The 15307-nt window shown below is 67.9% G+C and carries 14 protein-coding genes; 11 read left to right on the top strand and 3 right to left on the bottom strand.

From position 1 onward, the window contains the following. Positions 1-22 precede the first annotated feature (22 nt). Positions 23-679 carry a B-4DMT family transporter gene (locus WBB07_RS03725; RefSeq protein ID WP_526304898.1) on the bottom strand — a complete coding sequence of 219 codons (657 nt, stop codon included), beginning with the start codon at positions 677-679 and terminating at the stop codon, positions 23-25. A 33-nt stretch (positions 680-712) separates the two neighbouring features. Between WBB07_RS03725 and WBB07_RS03720 the strand changes: the two genes are divergently transcribed. Genes WBB07_RS03720 through WBB07_RS03705 form a run of 4 tightly spaced genes read left to right on the top strand, consistent with a single transcriptional unit; the run spans position 713 to position 3955 of the window. Beyond that, complete coding sequence (locus WBB07_RS03720) at positions 713-1816, top strand: M24 family metallopeptidase (RefSeq protein WP_526304896.1); 1104 nt, start codon at positions 713-715, stop codon at positions 1814-1816. A 37-nt stretch (positions 1817-1853) separates the two neighbouring features. Then, a complete protein-coding gene (gene efp, locus WBB07_RS03715; RefSeq protein WP_526304894.1) occupies positions 1854-2417 on the top strand; it encodes an elongation factor P in 564 nt (187 codons plus the stop codon). Continuing rightward, positions 2410-2892 carry a transcription antitermination factor NusB gene (gene nusB, locus WBB07_RS03710; protein WP_526304892.1) on the top strand — a complete coding sequence of 161 codons (483 nt, stop codon included), beginning with the start codon at positions 2410-2412 and terminating at the stop codon, positions 2890-2892. The genes efp and nusB overlap by 8 nt, the downstream gene beginning before the upstream one ends. 34 nt (positions 2893-2926) lie before the next feature. Continuing rightward, a complete protein-coding gene (locus WBB07_RS03705; protein ID WP_526304890.1) occupies positions 2927-3955 on the top strand; it encodes an isopenicillin N synthase family dioxygenase in 1029 nt (342 codons plus the stop codon). 156 nt (positions 3956-4111) lie between these two features. Here WBB07_RS03705 and WBB07_RS03700 read toward each other — a convergent pair whose 3' ends face one another. Together WBB07_RS03700 and WBB07_RS03695 are read right to left on the bottom strand one after the other, a co-directional pair. Beyond that, positions 4112-4792: a class I SAM-dependent methyltransferase gene (locus WBB07_RS03700; protein ID WP_526304888.1), complete on the bottom strand. Its 681-nt coding sequence runs from the start codon at positions 4790-4792 to the stop codon at positions 4112-4114. Between the two features lie 58 nt (positions 4793-4850). Further along, a complete protein-coding gene (locus WBB07_RS03695; RefSeq protein ID WP_526304886.1) occupies positions 4851-6053 on the bottom strand; it encodes a serine hydrolase domain-containing protein in 1203 nt (400 codons plus the stop codon). Between the two features lie 125 nt (positions 6054-6178). On the opposite strand from WBB07_RS03695, the gene pyrR reads away from it, so the two are divergent. The 7 genes from pyrR to pyrF all read left to right on the top strand — a co-directional run bounded on the left by pyrR (position 6179) and on the right by pyrF (position 14990). After that, positions 6179-6763 carry a bifunctional pyr operon transcriptional regulator/uracil phosphoribosyltransferase PyrR gene (gene pyrR, locus WBB07_RS03690; RefSeq protein WP_526304884.1) on the top strand — a complete coding sequence of 195 codons (585 nt, stop codon included), beginning with the start codon at positions 6179-6181 and terminating at the stop codon, positions 6761-6763. 28 nt (positions 6764-6791) lie between these two features. After that, positions 6792-7742 carry an aspartate carbamoyltransferase catalytic subunit gene (locus WBB07_RS03685; RefSeq protein WP_526304882.1) on the top strand — a complete coding sequence of 317 codons (951 nt, stop codon included), beginning with the start codon at positions 6792-6794 and terminating at the stop codon, positions 7740-7742. After that, positions 7739-9028, top strand: coding sequence for a dihydroorotase (locus WBB07_RS03680; protein WP_526304880.1), 1290 nt, complete (start codon positions 7739-7741; stop codon positions 9026-9028). The genes WBB07_RS03685 and WBB07_RS03680 overlap by 4 nt, the downstream gene beginning before the upstream one ends. After that, on the top strand, positions 9025-9567 hold the full coding sequence (locus tag WBB07_RS03675; RefSeq protein ID WP_526304878.1) for a PH-like domain-containing protein: 543 nt from the start codon (positions 9025-9027) through the stop codon (positions 9565-9567). Before WBB07_RS03680 ends, WBB07_RS03675 begins: the two co-directional genes overlap by 4 nt. Then, the gene (gene carA / locus WBB07_RS03670; RefSeq protein ID WP_526304876.1) at positions 9564-10757 is read left to right on the top strand and encodes a glutamine-hydrolyzing carbamoyl-phosphate synthase small subunit; all 1194 of its coding nucleotides are present in this window, start codon (positions 9564-9566) and stop codon (positions 10755-10757) included. Before WBB07_RS03675 ends, carA begins: the two co-directional genes overlap by 4 nt. 73 nt (positions 10758-10830) lie before the next feature. Next, a complete protein-coding gene (carB, locus tag WBB07_RS03665; protein ID WP_526304875.1) occupies positions 10831-14166 on the top strand; it encodes a carbamoyl-phosphate synthase large subunit in 3336 nt (1111 codons plus the stop codon). A gap of 2 nt (positions 14167-14168) precedes the next feature. After that, entirely contained in the window at positions 14169-14990 is an 822-nt protein-coding gene (gene pyrF / locus WBB07_RS03660) for an orotidine-5'-phosphate decarboxylase (protein ID WP_526304873.1), read from the top strand. The last annotated feature ends 317 nt before the right edge of the window (positions 14991-15307 follow it).

Here is a 15307-nt window from a genome sequence, read left to right as displayed (position 1 = left end):
CAGCACCGAGACGCAACCACACTCAGTCCTTGCGCTCTTCGTCCTTGCGTTCCTCAGCAGCGATGACCTCGGTCTCTTGCTCGGCGGCAACGGATTCGGCGGTCTCGTCCCGTTCCAGGGTGGCCACCGAAGACTGCTGAGCCAGCGGTTCGGAGCCGTCGGCGGAGTCGGCGGCGTCGGCGCGGTCATCCCGGACCGCGGCGAACACGTCGGTGTCGGCGCGCTCGTCCTCACCCTCACGGCGGCGCTGGTACGGCGGCGCGGTGCGGTCGACCAACCAGCGACCGACAGCGCCGGCCAGGGTCGCCGGCACGAAGATCAGCAACGCCGTGAACGCGGCGAACGAGGTGAGCTCGCTGACAAGTCCGCCCGCGTACAGCGCCGGATAGATCATCGAGATGAACCACGACACCGCCCCGGACAGCAAGCCGGCCACCAGTCCCGCGAGCAACCACGTCATCGCCAGGTCGTCGCGGCGATCCGGGTCCGGGTTCCTGCGGGCGTCCGCCCGGCCGTCGCGCAGGCCCCAGACCATCACCACCGCGGCGAACACCAACAGCAACACGATGCTGATGAGCAGCGCGCTCGTCTCGAACTGGTCGATCAAGGCGCCTTGGACGAGCCTGACCACCACCATCAACGCCGCGAGCACAAGTCCGCGCAGTAGCCACTTCGCCATGGCTAAGCACAGTACCGAGTAGCGTGGCTGGGCGTGACACATTCCCAGCGACGCGACAACCTCAGCGCACGAATCCGCGCGTTCGACAACGCCGTAGCCATCGACGCGATGCTGGTCAGCGACCTGAACAATGTGCGCTATCTGACCGGGTTCTCCGGGTCCAATGCGGCGTTGCTGGTGTTCGCCGACGGCCGCCCCGCGGTGTTGAGCACCGACGGGCGCTACCGCACCCAAGCCGCGCAGCAGGCGCCCGATCTCGAAGTGGTCATCGAACGGGCGTGTGCACGTCACCTCGTGGGCCGTGCGGTCGCCGACGGGGCAAACCGGATCGGCTTCGAAAGCCACGTGGTGACCGTGGACGGGTGTGCCGCCCTGGAACGTGCGCTCGGCGACCCGCCCGCCGCGACCCTGGTGCGGGCCTCGGGCACCGTCGAGGCGCTGCGTGAGATCAAGGACGACGGCGAGGTGGCGCTGCTGCGCCTGGCATGCGAGGCGGCCGATGCCGCGCTGGCCGACCTGATCTCCCAGGGCGGGCTGCGGCCGGGACGCACCGAGAAGGAAGTGCGCCGCGATCTGGAAGCGCTGATGCTCGATCACGGTGCGGACGCCGCCTCGTTCGAGACCATCGTGGCCACCGGCGCCAACTCCGCGATCCCGCACCACCGGCCCACCGACGCGGTGTTGACCAGCGGCGATCTCGTGAAGATCGACTTCGGGGCGATGGTGGCCGGGTACCACTCCGACATGACACGCACGTTTGTCCTCGGTAAAGCGGCGGACTGGCAGCGGGAGATCTACGACCTGGTCGCCACCGCGCAGCGAGCCGGTCGGGAAGCGCTGGCACCCGGTGTCCTGCTCAAGGATGTGGACCTGGCATCACGGCAGGTCATCACCGATGCCGGGTTCGGCGACACGTTCACCCACGGCCTCGGGCACGGCGTCGGGCTGCAGATCCACGAAGCGCCGGGAATCAATGCCTCTGCCGCCGGTACACTATTTCGTGGCTCTGCGGTCACCGTGGAGCCAGGTGTCTACTTGCCCGATCGCGGCGGTGTCCGGATCGAGGACACGCTGGTCGTCGGCTCGAAGGCGCCCGACCTGCTTACCCGGTTCCCCAAGGAACTGCAGATCCTCTGATCGAGGGTCTTCTCACGACAGAGGAGAAATACCCACCGTGGCATCGACTGCCGATTTCAAGAACGGGCTCGTCCTCAACATCGACGGCCAACTGTGGCAGATCACCGAGTTCCAGCACGTCAAACCCGGTAAGGGTCCGGCGTTTGTCCGTACCAAGCTGAAGAACGTGCTGTCGGGCAAGGTGGTCGACAAGACCTACAACGCCGGAGTGAAGGTGGAGACCGCGACGGTGGACCGTCGCGACGCCACCTATCTCTACCGCGACGGCAACGACTTCGTCTTCATGGATTCCGAGGATTACGAGCAGCACCCGCTGTCCGAGCAACTCGTGGGCCGGGCCGCCGGCTTCTTGCTGGAGAGCATGCCGGTGCAGATCGCATTCCACGAGGGCTCGGCGCTCTACCTCGAGCTGCCGGTGACGGTGGAGCTCGTGGTCACCCACACCGAACCCGGCCTGCAGGGCGACCGGTCCAGTGCCGGCACCAAGCCGGCCACCCTGGAGACCGGTGCCGAGATCCAGGTGCCGCTGTTCATCAACCAGGGTGACAAGTTGAAGGTCGATTCGCGCGACGGAAATTACCTGGGCCGTGTGAATGCCTGACAGCAAGGTTGGCAAGTCCCGCGGCCGGCACGCTGCCCGCAAGCGGGCGGTGGACGTGCTCTTCGAGGCGGAAGCCCGGGGCCTGACACCGATCGAGGTCGCCGACTCGCGCACCTTGCTGGCGAATTCGAAGTCCGAGGTGGAACACCTCAACCCGTACACGGTGTCGGTGGCGCGTGGGGTCACCGAGCACCGCGCGCATCTCGACGACCTGATCAGCTCCCACCTGCAGGGGTGGACGCTGGAGCGGTTGCCCGCGGTGGACCGCGCGATCCTGCGGGTCGCGGTGTGGGAGCTGTTGCATGCCGACGACGTGCCAGAGGCGGTGGCCGTGGACGAAGCGGTCGAGTTGGCCAAGGAATTGTCCACCGACGACTCACCGGGCTTTGTCAACGGCATCCTGGGTCAGGTGATGTTGGTGACTCCCCAGATCAGGGCTGCTGCCGACGCGGTGCGCGGCGCCGACGGCGCCTAGATCACGGTGACGGCTGCGGCCTGGTGAGGCCATGATGGGAAACGTGCTCCCCGTCCTCGACCTCGCCGCCGCCGACACCGATCCCGCGGCGTTTCAGACCGCGTTACGCACCGCGGCGCACCACCACGGCTTCTTCTACCTGTCCGGACACGGCGTCCCGGCGGAGCAGACGGCCGAGGTATTGCGCCTGGCGCGGAGTTTCTTCGCCTTGACACCGGAGGCCAAGGATGAGATCAGCCAGCTCAAAAGTCCACAGTTCCGCGGCTATTCACGTGTCGGCGGTGAGCTGACCAACGGCACCGTGGATTGGCGCGAGCAGATCGATATCGGGCCGGAGTGTGACGTCCTGCCCGACGCCTCGGGCTACTGGCGGCTGCAGGGTCCCAATCTGTGGCCCTCCGCGCTGCCCGAGCTGCGTCCGGCGTTCGAGAGGCTGCGTACCGCGCTCACCGACGTCGGTCTGCGGTTACTGCGGCACTGGGCGGTGTCCCTCGGCGGGCCCGCCGATCTGTTCGACGCGGCGTTTGCCGAGTCGCCCGCTACCTTGATCAAGGTGGTGCGCTATCCGGGCACCGGGGACACCACCCAAGGTGTTGGTGCGCACAAGGATTCGGGTGTGCTCACGCTGCTGCTCCTGGAGCCCGGGTCGACGGGTCTGCAGGTCGAGCTGACACCGGGATCCTGGATCGATGTGCCGCCGCTCGACGGCGCGTTTGTTGTCAACACCGGCGAACTGCTCGAGGTGGCCACCCGCGGCTACCTGCGGGCCACCCGGCACCGGGTGCTGGCACCGGCCCCCGGCACCGATCGGATATCCATCCCGCTTTTCCTCAATCCCGCACTGGATGCGCAGGTTCCGCTGGTGGCGTTGCCGGACGAACTCGCCGCGCATGCCCGCGGTGTCGAAGCCGACCCCGACAATCCGATCTTCGCCACCTACGGTGAGAACGCCTGGAAGTCCCGCACGCGGGCCCACCCCGACGTCGCCGCACTGCACCATGGAGCCGAACTGCACCATGGAGCCGAACTGCACCACGGAGCCGAGCTGCGCCAGGGACGCTGACCGAGCGGAGTGACCCTGAACCTGGATCGCTGGTCGTCGTTCGGGCAGCGCGGCACCGCCCCATGTGGTGCGTCGCTTCGGTGAGCGCACCGCGCGGCTGCGCGGCACCAACCCGCCGCGGCTCGGGGTGCTGCTCTGACGGGTCAGGTCACCGGCTCAGGCGTAGGCGACCCAACCACGGAAGGTGAACGCGCAGTAGAACTCGGTGACATCGGTGAAGCCCGCGTCGGTCAGGACGGCGCGGTCCTGCTCGGGGCTCATGATGTGCACCTGGGTGGTCAGTGTGGAGCGGGCGCGGGTGATTGTCTCGGGGTCGACGCCGGAGGTGATCGCAAATGCCGCGTAGCGGTCCAGCCACGTGTTGTGATCACTGCCGGGAATGCTGAAGTGCGCCACCACGAACGGCGCCCCGGGACGTAGCCGGGCTCGTACCTGCTCGACGGTTCGGCGGCGTTGGTCGTCGTCGAGGAAATGCAGGGTCAGCAGGCAGACCGCCGCGTCGAACGGCCCGTCCGGCGCATCGTCGATGACACCGCGGTGCAGCCGGGAGCGGGTTGCCAGCGGTCCCAGGGTGCGCTCCGCCAGGGCCAGCATCTCGGCAGAGGGGTCCACGCCGTCGAAGGTCCACTGCGGGAACGCCTCGGCGAGTGCCTTGGTCTCCAACCCGCCGCCGGCACCCAGAATCAGGACCCGCGCGTCCGTCGGAGCTCGTTCGGCCAGCAGGATGCCTGCCATCGCATGGAGTGCGTGGTAGCCCGGGACGATGCGGCGGGGACCGTCCGCGTAGTGCGCGACGGCATCAGGGTCGTCGAACGCATGCTGTGTGGGGGAGTACATGGTGCCCAGCGTCGGTGGCTTCGGCCGAATCCGCAAGGGCTATTGCCGATTCGGCAAACTACCGTTCCAGGGCCTGATAGGTGCGCCGCACAAACCGCGGTTGCGCCGTCTGCAGCTTGGCCAGCGAGGTGTTGCCCCCGATCGCCGCCGCGTCGGCGTTCAGATTCGGCAGGTTCTGGATCAGGTACATCAGGATCAGGTCGGCCTCGGGATCGGCCTGCCACCAGGTGCCGTACGCCCCCGGCCAGCTGAAGGTGCCCCGCCCGCCAGGCCCGTAGAGCTGCGTCGACTTCGCCGGATCCGTCACCAGCGACAGATTCAGCCCGAACCCGCGGCCTTCCCAGAACGGCATCCCCAGGAACGGCACCGACTTCTGCTCATCGGTCAGCTGATCGGTGCGCATCAACCGCACCGACTGTTCCGAGACCACCCGTACCCCGTCGACCGAGCCGTAGCCCAGCAGCATCCGGATGAAACGCAGGTAGTCATCGGCGGTGGACCACAGCCCGGCGCCGCCCTGGCAGAACGGGGGCGGCGAGATCGGCGGCGGACCCATCACGTCGTGGTTCAGGGTGTTGAACTCATCGAGCTTGTACATCGTCGCCGCCCGCCGCCGGCCGGCAGGCGTCACGAAGAATCCGGTGTCGACCATCCCGAGCGGGCCCAGGATCCGTTCCTGCAGCACCTGGTGCAACGGCAAACCCGCCACCCGCGAGATCAGGATTCCCAACACATCGGTGGCGACACTGTAGGTGAGTCGCTCACCGGGCTGATGCTCCAGCGGCAGCGCTGCCAGTTCGGCCAGCCACCGGTCCTGCTCCTGGCGGTGTGGCAGCTTGGAGTAGGCCTTGGCGAGCGGGCCCAGAACCGAGAACGGATAGGCCAGGCCGCTGCGGTGGGTCATCAGGTCGAGCACGGTGATGGGGCGCCTCGCCGGCACCGTGGCCGTCAGGGCGCCGCGCGGTTCGGCCAGCACCCGCATCGCCGCAAACTCCGGCAGCCAACGGGTGACCGGATCGGCGAGTGTGAGCTTGCCCTCGTCCACCAGCGTCATCGCGGCGGCGACGGTGACCGGTTTGGTCATCGACGCGATACGAAACAGGGTGTCGCGTTGCATCGGCAACTTGGCCTCGACATCGCGGTAGCCGATCTCGTTGACCTGCAGCACTTTCCCGCCCTGCCACACCACGGTGACGGCCCCGGCCAGCAGGCCCCGGTCGTGGGCTTCGCGGATGGATCCCTGATTGGTGTCCAGGTTCACGGGTGCGACCTTACGCGGCCACCTGCGCGTTCCTCCGACCCGTCACCGAGCTGCTAAGCTGCCCCGCAGTTCGACATCCTTTAACGATCCGTCCGGTGAGGCGGAGAAGGAGGTCAAAGTAGACCATGGATACACCAGAGCCCGATCGGGAGTTGCTGTCGGCGGCTGACGTCAGCCGCACCATCTCCCGGATGGCGCATCAGATCATCGAGAAGACCGCACTCGACGGCACCTCGGACTCTTCCCGGGCCCCGCGCGTTGTCCTGCTCGGCATCCCCACTCGCGGCGCCGACCTCGCTGCCCGGCTGGCGGCGCAGATCACCGAGTTCTCCGGCGTCACCATCGAGCACGGCTGCCTCGACATCACCCTCTACCGCGATGACCTGATGTCCAAGCCCCCGCGGCCGCTGGCCGACACCAGCATTCCCGCCGGCGGCATCGACGGCGCACTGGTGGTGCTGGTCGACGACGTGCTGTACTCCGGCCGCTCGGTCCGCGCGGCTCTGGACGCGCTGCGCGACATCGGGCGGCCCCGCATCGTGCAGCTGGCGGTACTGGTGGATCGCGGCCACCGGGAGCTGCCGATCCGCGCTGATTACGTCGGCAAGAACGTGCCGACTTCCCGCAGTGAGAACGTCAAGGTGCAACTGACCGAGCACGACGGGCACGACAGTGTGCGTATCGCCCCCTACGGAGGACCGGCCCGCTGATGAGCGCTTTTGTAGAGACGAAACTGTGATGAAACATCTGCTGGCCGCGGCGGACCTGACCCGCGACCAAGCCGTGGCCATCCTCGATGACGCGGACAAGTTCCGGCAGGCGCTCCTCGGCCGTGAGGTCAAGAAGCTGCCGACGTTGCGCGGGCGCACCGTGATCACCATGTTCTACGAGAACTCCACCCGCACCCGGGTGTCGTTCGAAGTGGCCGGCAAGTGGATGAGCGCCGACGTCATCAACGTCAGCTCATCGGGATCCTCGGTGTCCAAAGGGGAATCGCTGCGCGACACCGCGTTGACACTGCGGGCCGCCGGCGCCGACGCGCTGATCATCCGCCACCCCGCCTCGGGAGCCCCGCAACAGTTGGCGGCCTGGACCGCCGAAGCCGACGGGGCCGGGCCGTCCATCATCAACGCCGGCGACGGCACCCACGAACACCCGACCCAGGCGCTGCTCGACGCCCTGACGATCCGGCAGCGGCTCGGCTCCTTGGAGGGCCGTCGGGTGGTGATCGTCGGCGACGTGCTGCACAGCCGGGTGGCCCGTTCCAACGTGATGCTGCTGTCCACCCTGGGCGCCGAGGTGGTGCTGGTGGCACCGCCGACGCTGCTGCCCGTCGGGGTGACCGGGTGGCCGGTGACCATCTCCCATGACCTCGACGCCGAACTGCCCGCCGCCGACGCGGTGCTGATGCTGCGGGTTCAGGCGGAGCGGATGAACGGTGGCTTCTTCCCGTCCACCCGGGAGTACTCGGTGCTCTACGGGCTCTCGGAGAAGCGCAAGGCGCTGCTGTCCGACGATGCGGTGGTGCTGCACCCCGGCCCGATGCTGCGCGGTATGGAGATCGCCTCGTCGGTGGCCGACTCGGCGCAATCAGCAGTGCTGCAACAGGTTTCCAATGGTGTACATGTGCGGATGGCGGTGCTGTTCCATCTGCTGGTCGGGGCTGAACAGGAGGCGATCAGCGCGTGAGCGTGCTCATCACAGGTGTCCGACTCTACGGCGAGGGTGACCCGGTGGACGTGCTGGTCGCCGACGGGCAGATCACCGAAATCGGTACCGGCCTCGATGCCGGCGACGCGGAGATCATCGACGCCGCCGGGCAGATTCTGCTGCCGGGCTTCGTCGATCTGCACACCCACCTTCGTGAACCCGGCCGCGAGGACACCGAGACCATCGAAACCGGTTCGGCCGCAGCAGCTCTCGGTGGATACACGGCGGTGTTCGCGATGGCCAACACCAATCCCGTCGCCGATTCCTCGGTGGTGACCGACCATGTGTGGCACCGCGGACAGCAGGTCGGATTGGTCGACGTCCACCCGGTCGGGGCCATCACCGTGGGCCTGGCCGGCAAGCAGCTCACCGAGATGGCGTTGATGGCGGCCGGCACCGGTCAGGTGCGGATGTTCTCCGATGACGGGATCTGCGTCCAGGACCCGCTGGTGATGCGGCGGGCGCTGGAGTACGCCACCGGCCTGGGGGTGCTGATCGCACAGCACGCCGAAGAGCCGCGCCTGACGGTCGATGCGGTGGCCCACGAGGGTCCCAACGCCGCTCGGCTGGGTCTGGCCGGTTGGCCGCGGGTGGCCGAGGAGTCGATCGTCGCCCGCGACGCACTGCTGGCTCGCGATGCCGGCGCCCGGGTGCACATCTGCCACGCCTCGACCGCCGGAACTGTTGAACTACTGAAATGGGCCAAGGGTCAAGGTATTTCGATCACCGCCGAGGTGACCCCGCACCATCTGCTGCTCGACGACAGCCGACTGGCCAGCTATGACGGCGTGAACCGGGTGAACCCGCCGCTGCGGGAGTCCTCGGATGCTGTCGCGTTGCGCCAGGCATTGGCCGACGGGGTGATCGACTGTGTGGCAACTGATCATGCGCCCCACGCCGAGCACGAGAAGTGTGTGGAGTTCGCCGCCGCCCGTCCCGGCATGCTGGGCCTGCAGACCGCGCTGTCGGTGGTCGTCGAAACCATGGTCAACCCCGGTCTGCTCACCTGGCGGGGCGTGGCCGCGGTGATGAGCGAGAACCCGGCCCGCATCGTCGGATTGCCCGATCAGGGCCGTCCGCTGGCGGTGGGGGAGCCGGCCAACCTGACCGTCGTCGACCCCGATGCTTCGTGGGTCGTCGAGGGCACCGACCTGGCCAGTAAATCGGCGAACACCCCGTACCAGGCGATGACCCTGCCGGCGACGGTGACGGCGACGCTGTTGCGGGGCAAGGTCACTGCGCGGGGTGGAAAAGTCACCCGATGAACACCGGAACGCTGGTCGGCTCGCTGATCTTCGCGGCCGTGGGTGCGGTGCTGATCGGCGTGTTCATCGCGCTGATGCTGCGCGGCTGGAAGCGGCGGGCCCTGCGTCAGGTGGAACTCGTCGGGCGCCTGCCCGCGCTTCCCGATTCCGTCGGCCCGGCGTTGATCGCCGGCACCAAGGGGCTCTACGTCGGCAGCACGCTGGCGCCGAGCTGGCAGGACCGCATCGCCGTCGGAGACCTGGGCTTCCGCACCAAAGCGGTGCTGACCCGCTATCCCGAGGGCATCATGGTCAAACGCAGCGGGGCCACACCGATCTGGATTCCGGACGAGTCCATCACCGCGATCCGCACCGAACGGGGCATCGCTGGCAAGGCGATGACACACGACGGCATCCTGGCCATTCGCTGGAAGCTGCCGTCGGGCACCGAGATCGACACCGGATTCCGCGGGGACAACCGCGATGAGTACAGCAAGTGGATCACTCCCGGATCCGATGGAGCGGCCGACGGAGCGTCGGATGAAGGAAGAATCGCATGACGATCAAGACAGCGAACAGCGAGAGTGCGAGGGACGAACGGGTGAGTGGATCGCGCATCGGCAATACAGCGGTGCTTGTTCTCGAGGACGGTCGGACATTCACCGGCACCGCCTTCGGTGCCGTCGGGCAGACGCTCGGAGAAGCGGTGTTCTCCACCGGGATGTCGGGCTATCAGGAGACGCTGACCGACCCGAGCTACCACCGGCAGATCGTGGTGGCCACTGCGCCTCAGATCGGCAACACCGGCTGGAACGGCGAGGACGGCGAGAGCCGCGGCGACAAGATCTGGGTGGCCGGCTACGTGGTGCGTGATCCGTCGCCGCGTGCCTCGAACTGGCGTGCCACCGGCACGTTGGACGACGAGTTGGTCCGGCAGGGGATCGTCGGGATCGCCGGGATCGACACCCGGGCGTTGGTGCGGCATCTGCGCAGTCGGGGCTCGATGAAGGCCGGCGTGTTCTCCGGTAGCGCCCTGGCCGCGGCCGATGAGCTGCTGACCCGGGTGCGCGGCCAAGCGGCCATGCTGGGTGCGGATCTGGCGGGCGAGGTCAGCACCGACGGGACCTACATCGTGGAAGCCGAAGGGCAGACCCGTTTCACCGTGGCCGCGCTGGACCTGGGTATCAAGACCAACACGCCGCGCAACTTCGCGCAGCGGGGGATCCGCAGTCACGTGCTGCCGTCGTCGGCGACGTTTGCTCAGATTGCCGAACTGCACCCCGACGGGGTGTTCCTGTCCAACGGCCCGGGCGATCCGGCCACCGCCGATCAGGTGGTCGAGGTGACCCGGGAGGTGCTCGGCGCCGGGATACCGCTGTTCGGCATCTGCTTCGGCAACCAGATCCTGGGTCGGGCGCTGGGACGGTCCACCTACAAGATGACCTTCGGTCACCGCGGTATCAACGTCCCGGTGATCGACCATGCCACCGGGCGGGTCGCCATCACCGCGCAGAACCACGGGTTTGCACTCGAAGGGGAGGCGGGCGAGGAGTTCGACACCCCGTTCGGCCGGGCGATCGTCAGCCACACCTGTGCCAATGACGGTGTGGTGGAAGGCATCAAGCTGGTCAACGGCCGGGCGTTCTCGGTGCAGTACCACCCGGAGGCCGCCGCGGGACCGCACGACGCCAACTACTTGTTCGACCAGTTTGTCGACCTCATGTCCGAGAAGAAACCAGGGGACAAGTGAGCGCACGCCGTTGTACGCAACACGCCGCGCAACTCTGTACAAACACGCGCGCTCGCGCTGAGGGGAAGTAACCATGCCGCGTCGTATCGATCTCAATCACATCCTGGTCATCGGCTCCGGCCCGATCGTCATCGGACAGGCCTGCGAGTTCGACTACTCGGGCACTCAGGCATGCCGGGTGCTGCGGGCCGAGGGCCTGCAGGTCACCCTGATCAACTCCAACCCGGCGACGATCATGACCGACCCGGAATACGCCGACAACACCTACGTCGAGCCCATCACCCCGGACTTCGTGGAGCGGGTGCTCGCCCAGCAGGCCGAGCGCGGCAACAAGATCGACGCGGTGCTGGCCACTCTCGGCGGCCAGACCGCACTCAACACCGCCGTCGCCCTGCATGAGAACGGCGCGCTGGAGCGTTGGGGTGTCGAGCTCATCGGCGCCGACTTCGAAGCCATCCAGCGCGGCGAGGACCGGCAGAAGTTCAAGGACATCGTCGCCAAGGTGGGCGGGGAGTCGGCGAAGTCCCGGGTCTGTTTCACCATGGACGAGGTGCGCGAGACCGTCGCCGAACTCGGATTGCCGGTGGTGGTCCGCCCCAGCTTCACCATGGGTGGCCTCGGATCCGGGATGGCCGCGACCTTCGAGGACGTCGAGCGGATGGCCGGTGACGGCCTGGCCGCCTCCCCGAGCGCCAACGTGCTGATCGAGGAGTCGATCTACGGCTGGAAAGAGTACGAACTCGAGCTGATGCGCGACGGCCGCGACAACGTGGTGGTGGTGTGCTCGATCGAGAACGTCGACCCGATGGGTGTGCACACCGGTGACTCGGTGACCGTCGCCCCGGCGATGACGCTCACCGATCGCGAGTACCAGATCATGCGCGACCTCGGCATCGACATCCTGCGCGAGGTCGGCGTCGACACCGGCGGCTGCAACATCCAGTTCGCGATCGACCCGAAAGACGGTCGGTTGATCGTCATCGAGATGAACCCGCGGGTGTCGCGCTCGAGTGCACTGGCATCGAAGGCCACCGGATTCCCGATCGCCAAGATCGCCGCCAAGCTGGCCATCGGTTACACCCTCGACGAGATCGTCAACGACATCACCAAGGAAACCCCGGCCTGTTTCGAACCGACGCTGGACTACGTGGTGGTCAAGGCGCCGCGGTTCGCGTTCGAGAAGTTCCCCGGCGCCGACACCACCTTGACCACCACGATGAAATCGGTGGGCGAGGCGATGTCGCTGGGCCGCAACTTCATCGAGGCCCTCGGCAAGGTGATGCGCTCGCTGGAGACCAAGAAGGCCGGGTTCTGGACCGGGCCCGACGCTGAGGGACCGGTCGAGGATGTGCTGACCCGGCTGCAGACCCCGACCGACGGCCGGCTCTACGACATCGAACTGGCGCTGCGCCTGGGCGCCCCCGTCGAGCAGGTGGCACAGGCCTCCGGCGTGGACCCCTGGTTCGTCGACCAGATCGCCGGCCTGGTGGAACTGCGGGCCGAGCTGCTCGACGCCCCGGTGCTGGACCAGGATCTGCTGCGGCGGTCCAAGAACAAGGGTCTGTCCGACGGCCAGATCGCCGCGCTGCGACCGGAACTGGCCGGCGAGAACGGCGTGCGGTCACTGCGGCAGCGCCTCGGGATCCACCCGGTGTACAAGACCGTCGACACCTGCGCGGCCGAATTCGAGGCCCGCACCCCGTACCACTACAGCAGCTACGAACTGGATCCCGGCGCCGAGACCGAGGTGGCGCCGCAGACCGAGAAGGGCAAGGTGCTGATCCTCGGCTCGGGACCCAACCGGATCGGGCAGGGCATCGAGTTCGACTACAGCTGTGTGCACGCCGCGACCACGTTGAGCCAGGCCGGTTTCGAGACGGTGATGGTCAACTGCAACCCCGAAACGGTGTCCACCGACTACGACACCGCCGACCGGTTGTACTTCGAACCGCTGACCTTCGAGGACGTGCTCGAGGTCTACCACGCCGAACAGGCCTCCGGAGCCGGCGGGCCCGGCGTCGTCGGGGTCATCGTGCAGCTGGGCGGGCAGACCCCGCTGGGGCTGGCCGAACGGCTGGAGCGCGCCGGGGTGCCGATCGTCGGCACCAGCCCCAAGGCCATCGACCTGGCCGAGGATCGCGGGCGCTTCGGTGAGGTGCTGACCAATGCCGGGCTGCCCGCGCCGCGATTCGGCACGGCCACCAGCTTCGACCAGGCCCGCAAGATCGCCGCCGACATCGGCTACCCGGTACTGGTCCGGCCGTCCTACGTCCTGGGCGGGCGCGGCATGGAGATCGTCTACGACGAGGAAACCCTGCAGGGCTACATCACCAGGGCCACCGAACTCTCGCCCGAGCATCCGGTGCTGGTGGACCGCTTCCTCGAGGACGCCATCGAGATCGATGTGGACGCCCTGTGCGACGGCACCGAGGTTTACATCGGCGGGGTCATGGAGCACATCGAGGAGGCCGGTATCCATTCCGGTGACTCGGCGTGTGCCCTGCCGCCGGTCACGCTCGGCCGTCAGGACATCGAGTCGGTCCGCCGCGCCACCGAAGCCATTGCGCATGGCATCGGGGTGGTCGGACTGCTCAACGTGCAGTACGCGCTCAAGGACGACGTGCTCTACGTGCTGGAGGCCAATCCGCGCGCCAGCCGGACCGTGCCGTTCGTGTCCAAGGCCACGGCGGTGCCGCTGGCCAAGGCATGTGCCCGCGTCATGCTGGGCGCCACGATCGCGTCGCTGCGCGCCGAAGGGGTGCTGATCGCCGAAGGCGACGGCGCCAGCCCGGCACCGAACGCGCCGATCGCCGTCAAGGAAGCCGTGCTGCCGTTCCACCGGTTCCGCAAGTCCGACGGCTCCAATGTCGACTCACTGCTCGGACCGGAGATGAAGTCCACCGGCGAGGTGATGGGCATCGACCAGAACTTCGGCAGCGCCTTCGCCAAGAGCCAGACCGCCGCCTACGGCTCATTGCCGGCCAGCGGCACCGTCTTCGTGTCGGTGGCCAACCGGGACAAGCGCTCGCTGGTGTTCCCGGTGAAACGACTCGCCGACCTGGGATTCCGGGTGCTGGCCACCGAAGGCACCGCGGAGATGCTGCGGCGCAACGGCATTCCCTGCGATGTGGTGCGCAAGCATTTCGAGACAGCCGATGGCACCGGCCGTTCGGCGGTCGACGTGATCCGTGCCGGTGAGGTGGACATGGTGATCAACACCCCCTACGGCAACTCCGGGCCCCGCGTCGACGGTTACGAGATTCGGGCGGCGGCCGTGCAGATGAACATCCCGTGCGTGACGACGGTGCAGGGTGCCTCGGCTGCGGTGCAGGGCATCGAGGCGGGAATCCGTGGTGACATCGGGGTGCGGTCGCTGCAGGAACTGCACGCCGCGCTGGACAGGCACTGAGGATGTCCGGTTTCGGCGTCCGGTTGCGTGACGCCGTGAGCGCTCGCGGGCCGCTGTGCCTGGGGATCGACCCCCACCCCGAGTTGTTGACGGCGTGGGGGTTGACGGCCGACGCCGCCGGGCTGGCCGAGTTCTGCGACATCTGTGTGACGGCGTTTGCCGGTTTTGCCGTCGTCAAGCCCCAGGTGGCGTTCTTCGAGGCCTACGGCTCGGCCGGCTACGCCGTGCTGGAGCGCACCATCGCCGATCTGCGCAGCGCCGGAGTGCTGGTGCTCGCCGACGCCAAACGCGGTGACATCGGCAGCACCATGGCCGCCTACGCCGCAGCATGGGCCGGGGATTCGCCGCTGGCCTGTGACGCGGTGACCGCATCCCCATATCTGGGGTTCGGATCACTGCAACCCCTTCTGGACTGCGCGGCCGCGCACGGCCGTGGTGTCTTTGTGCTGGCCGCCACCTCGAACCCCGAAGGGGCGGACCTGCAGCAGACGGTGACGGGGACCGGTCGCACGATCGCCCAGTCCATGGTCGATGCCGCCGCCGCGGTCAACCGGGCGGGCCTTCCCGACCCGGGTTCGGTGGGTGTTGTCGTCGGCGCCACCCTGTCGGATCCACCTGACGTCAGCGCCCTGTCCGGGCCGGTACTGGTTCCCGGAGTCGGCGCCCAGGGGGGCCGCCCCGAGGCGCTGGCCGGCCTCGGTGGGGCACACCCCGGTCAACTGCTGCCCGCGGTGTCGCGGGAGGTGCTGCGCGCCGGACCCGATTCCGGGGCGGTGCGGGCGGCCGCCGAGCGGCTCCGCGACGCCGTGGCGTACCTGGCCTGAGATCGGGCCACCCATTGCCCGTCCGCTGTTCGGGCGGCGTTGACGCAGGTGTTGCCTGACGGCAAGCCCCGCCGGGCACCATGTTCTCGCCGACGTGTGAGGGTGGTGGAGATCAGATGTCTTCGAGTGCGGCTGTGGCGACCGTGATTATTCCGAAAAGCACTGCGCATCAGACGATTACCTGCATGGGTGCGCTCGCTCAGGCCTACCGGCAGCAGCCGCGGCCGGACGTCGAGCACGCTGTGGGCGAGCTGGCCGAGGACGGCCGCACGCTGGCCGGCCGGCTGCAGGCCTCCGGTGACGCCACGGTGCGGATC

It is taken from the genome of Mycobacterium sp., assembly GCF_049647605.1.
Lineage (GTDB): Bacteria > Actinomycetota > Actinomycetes > Mycobacteriales > Mycobacteriaceae > Mycobacterium.
Note: the sequence above shows the minus strand (reverse complement) of the source record. Positions and strands in the feature narration are given on the sequence as shown.

Bases quoted from the DNA above. Each gene is read 5' to 3' on its own strand.
- WBB07_RS03705 (WP_526304890.1), top strand. From the start codon at position 2,927: ATGGGAAACGTGCTCCCCGTCCTCGACCTCGCCGCCGCCGACACCGAT.
- WBB07_RS03700 (WP_526304888.1), bottom strand. From the start codon at position 4,792: ATGTACTCCCCCACACAGCATGCGTTCGACGACCCTGATGCCGTCGCG.
- WBB07_RS03725 (WP_526304898.1), bottom strand. From the start codon at position 679: ATGGCGAAGTGGCTACTGCGCGGACTTGTGCTCGCGGCGTTGATGGTG.
- carA (WP_526304876.1), top strand. From the start codon at position 9,564: ATGACGATCAAGACAGCGAACAGCGAGAGTGCGAGGGACGAACGGGTG.
- WBB07_RS03685 (WP_526304882.1), top strand. From the start codon at position 6,792: ATGAAACATCTGCTGGCCGCGGCGGACCTGACCCGCGACCAAGCCGTG.
- WBB07_RS03675 (WP_526304878.1), top strand. From the start codon at position 9,025: ATGAACACCGGAACGCTGGTCGGCTCGCTGATCTTCGCGGCCGTGGGT.
- carB (WP_526304875.1), top strand. From the start codon at position 10,831: ATGCCGCGTCGTATCGATCTCAATCACATCCTGGTCATCGGCTCCGGC.
- pyrR (WP_526304884.1), top strand. From the start codon at position 6,179: ATGGATACACCAGAGCCCGATCGGGAGTTGCTGTCGGCGGCTGACGTC.
- pyrF (WP_526304873.1), top strand. From the start codon at position 14,169: ATGTCCGGTTTCGGCGTCCGGTTGCGTGACGCCGTGAGCGCTCGCGGG.
- nusB (WP_526304892.1), top strand. From the start codon at position 2,410: ATGCCTGACAGCAAGGTTGGCAAGTCCCGCGGCCGGCACGCTGCCCGC.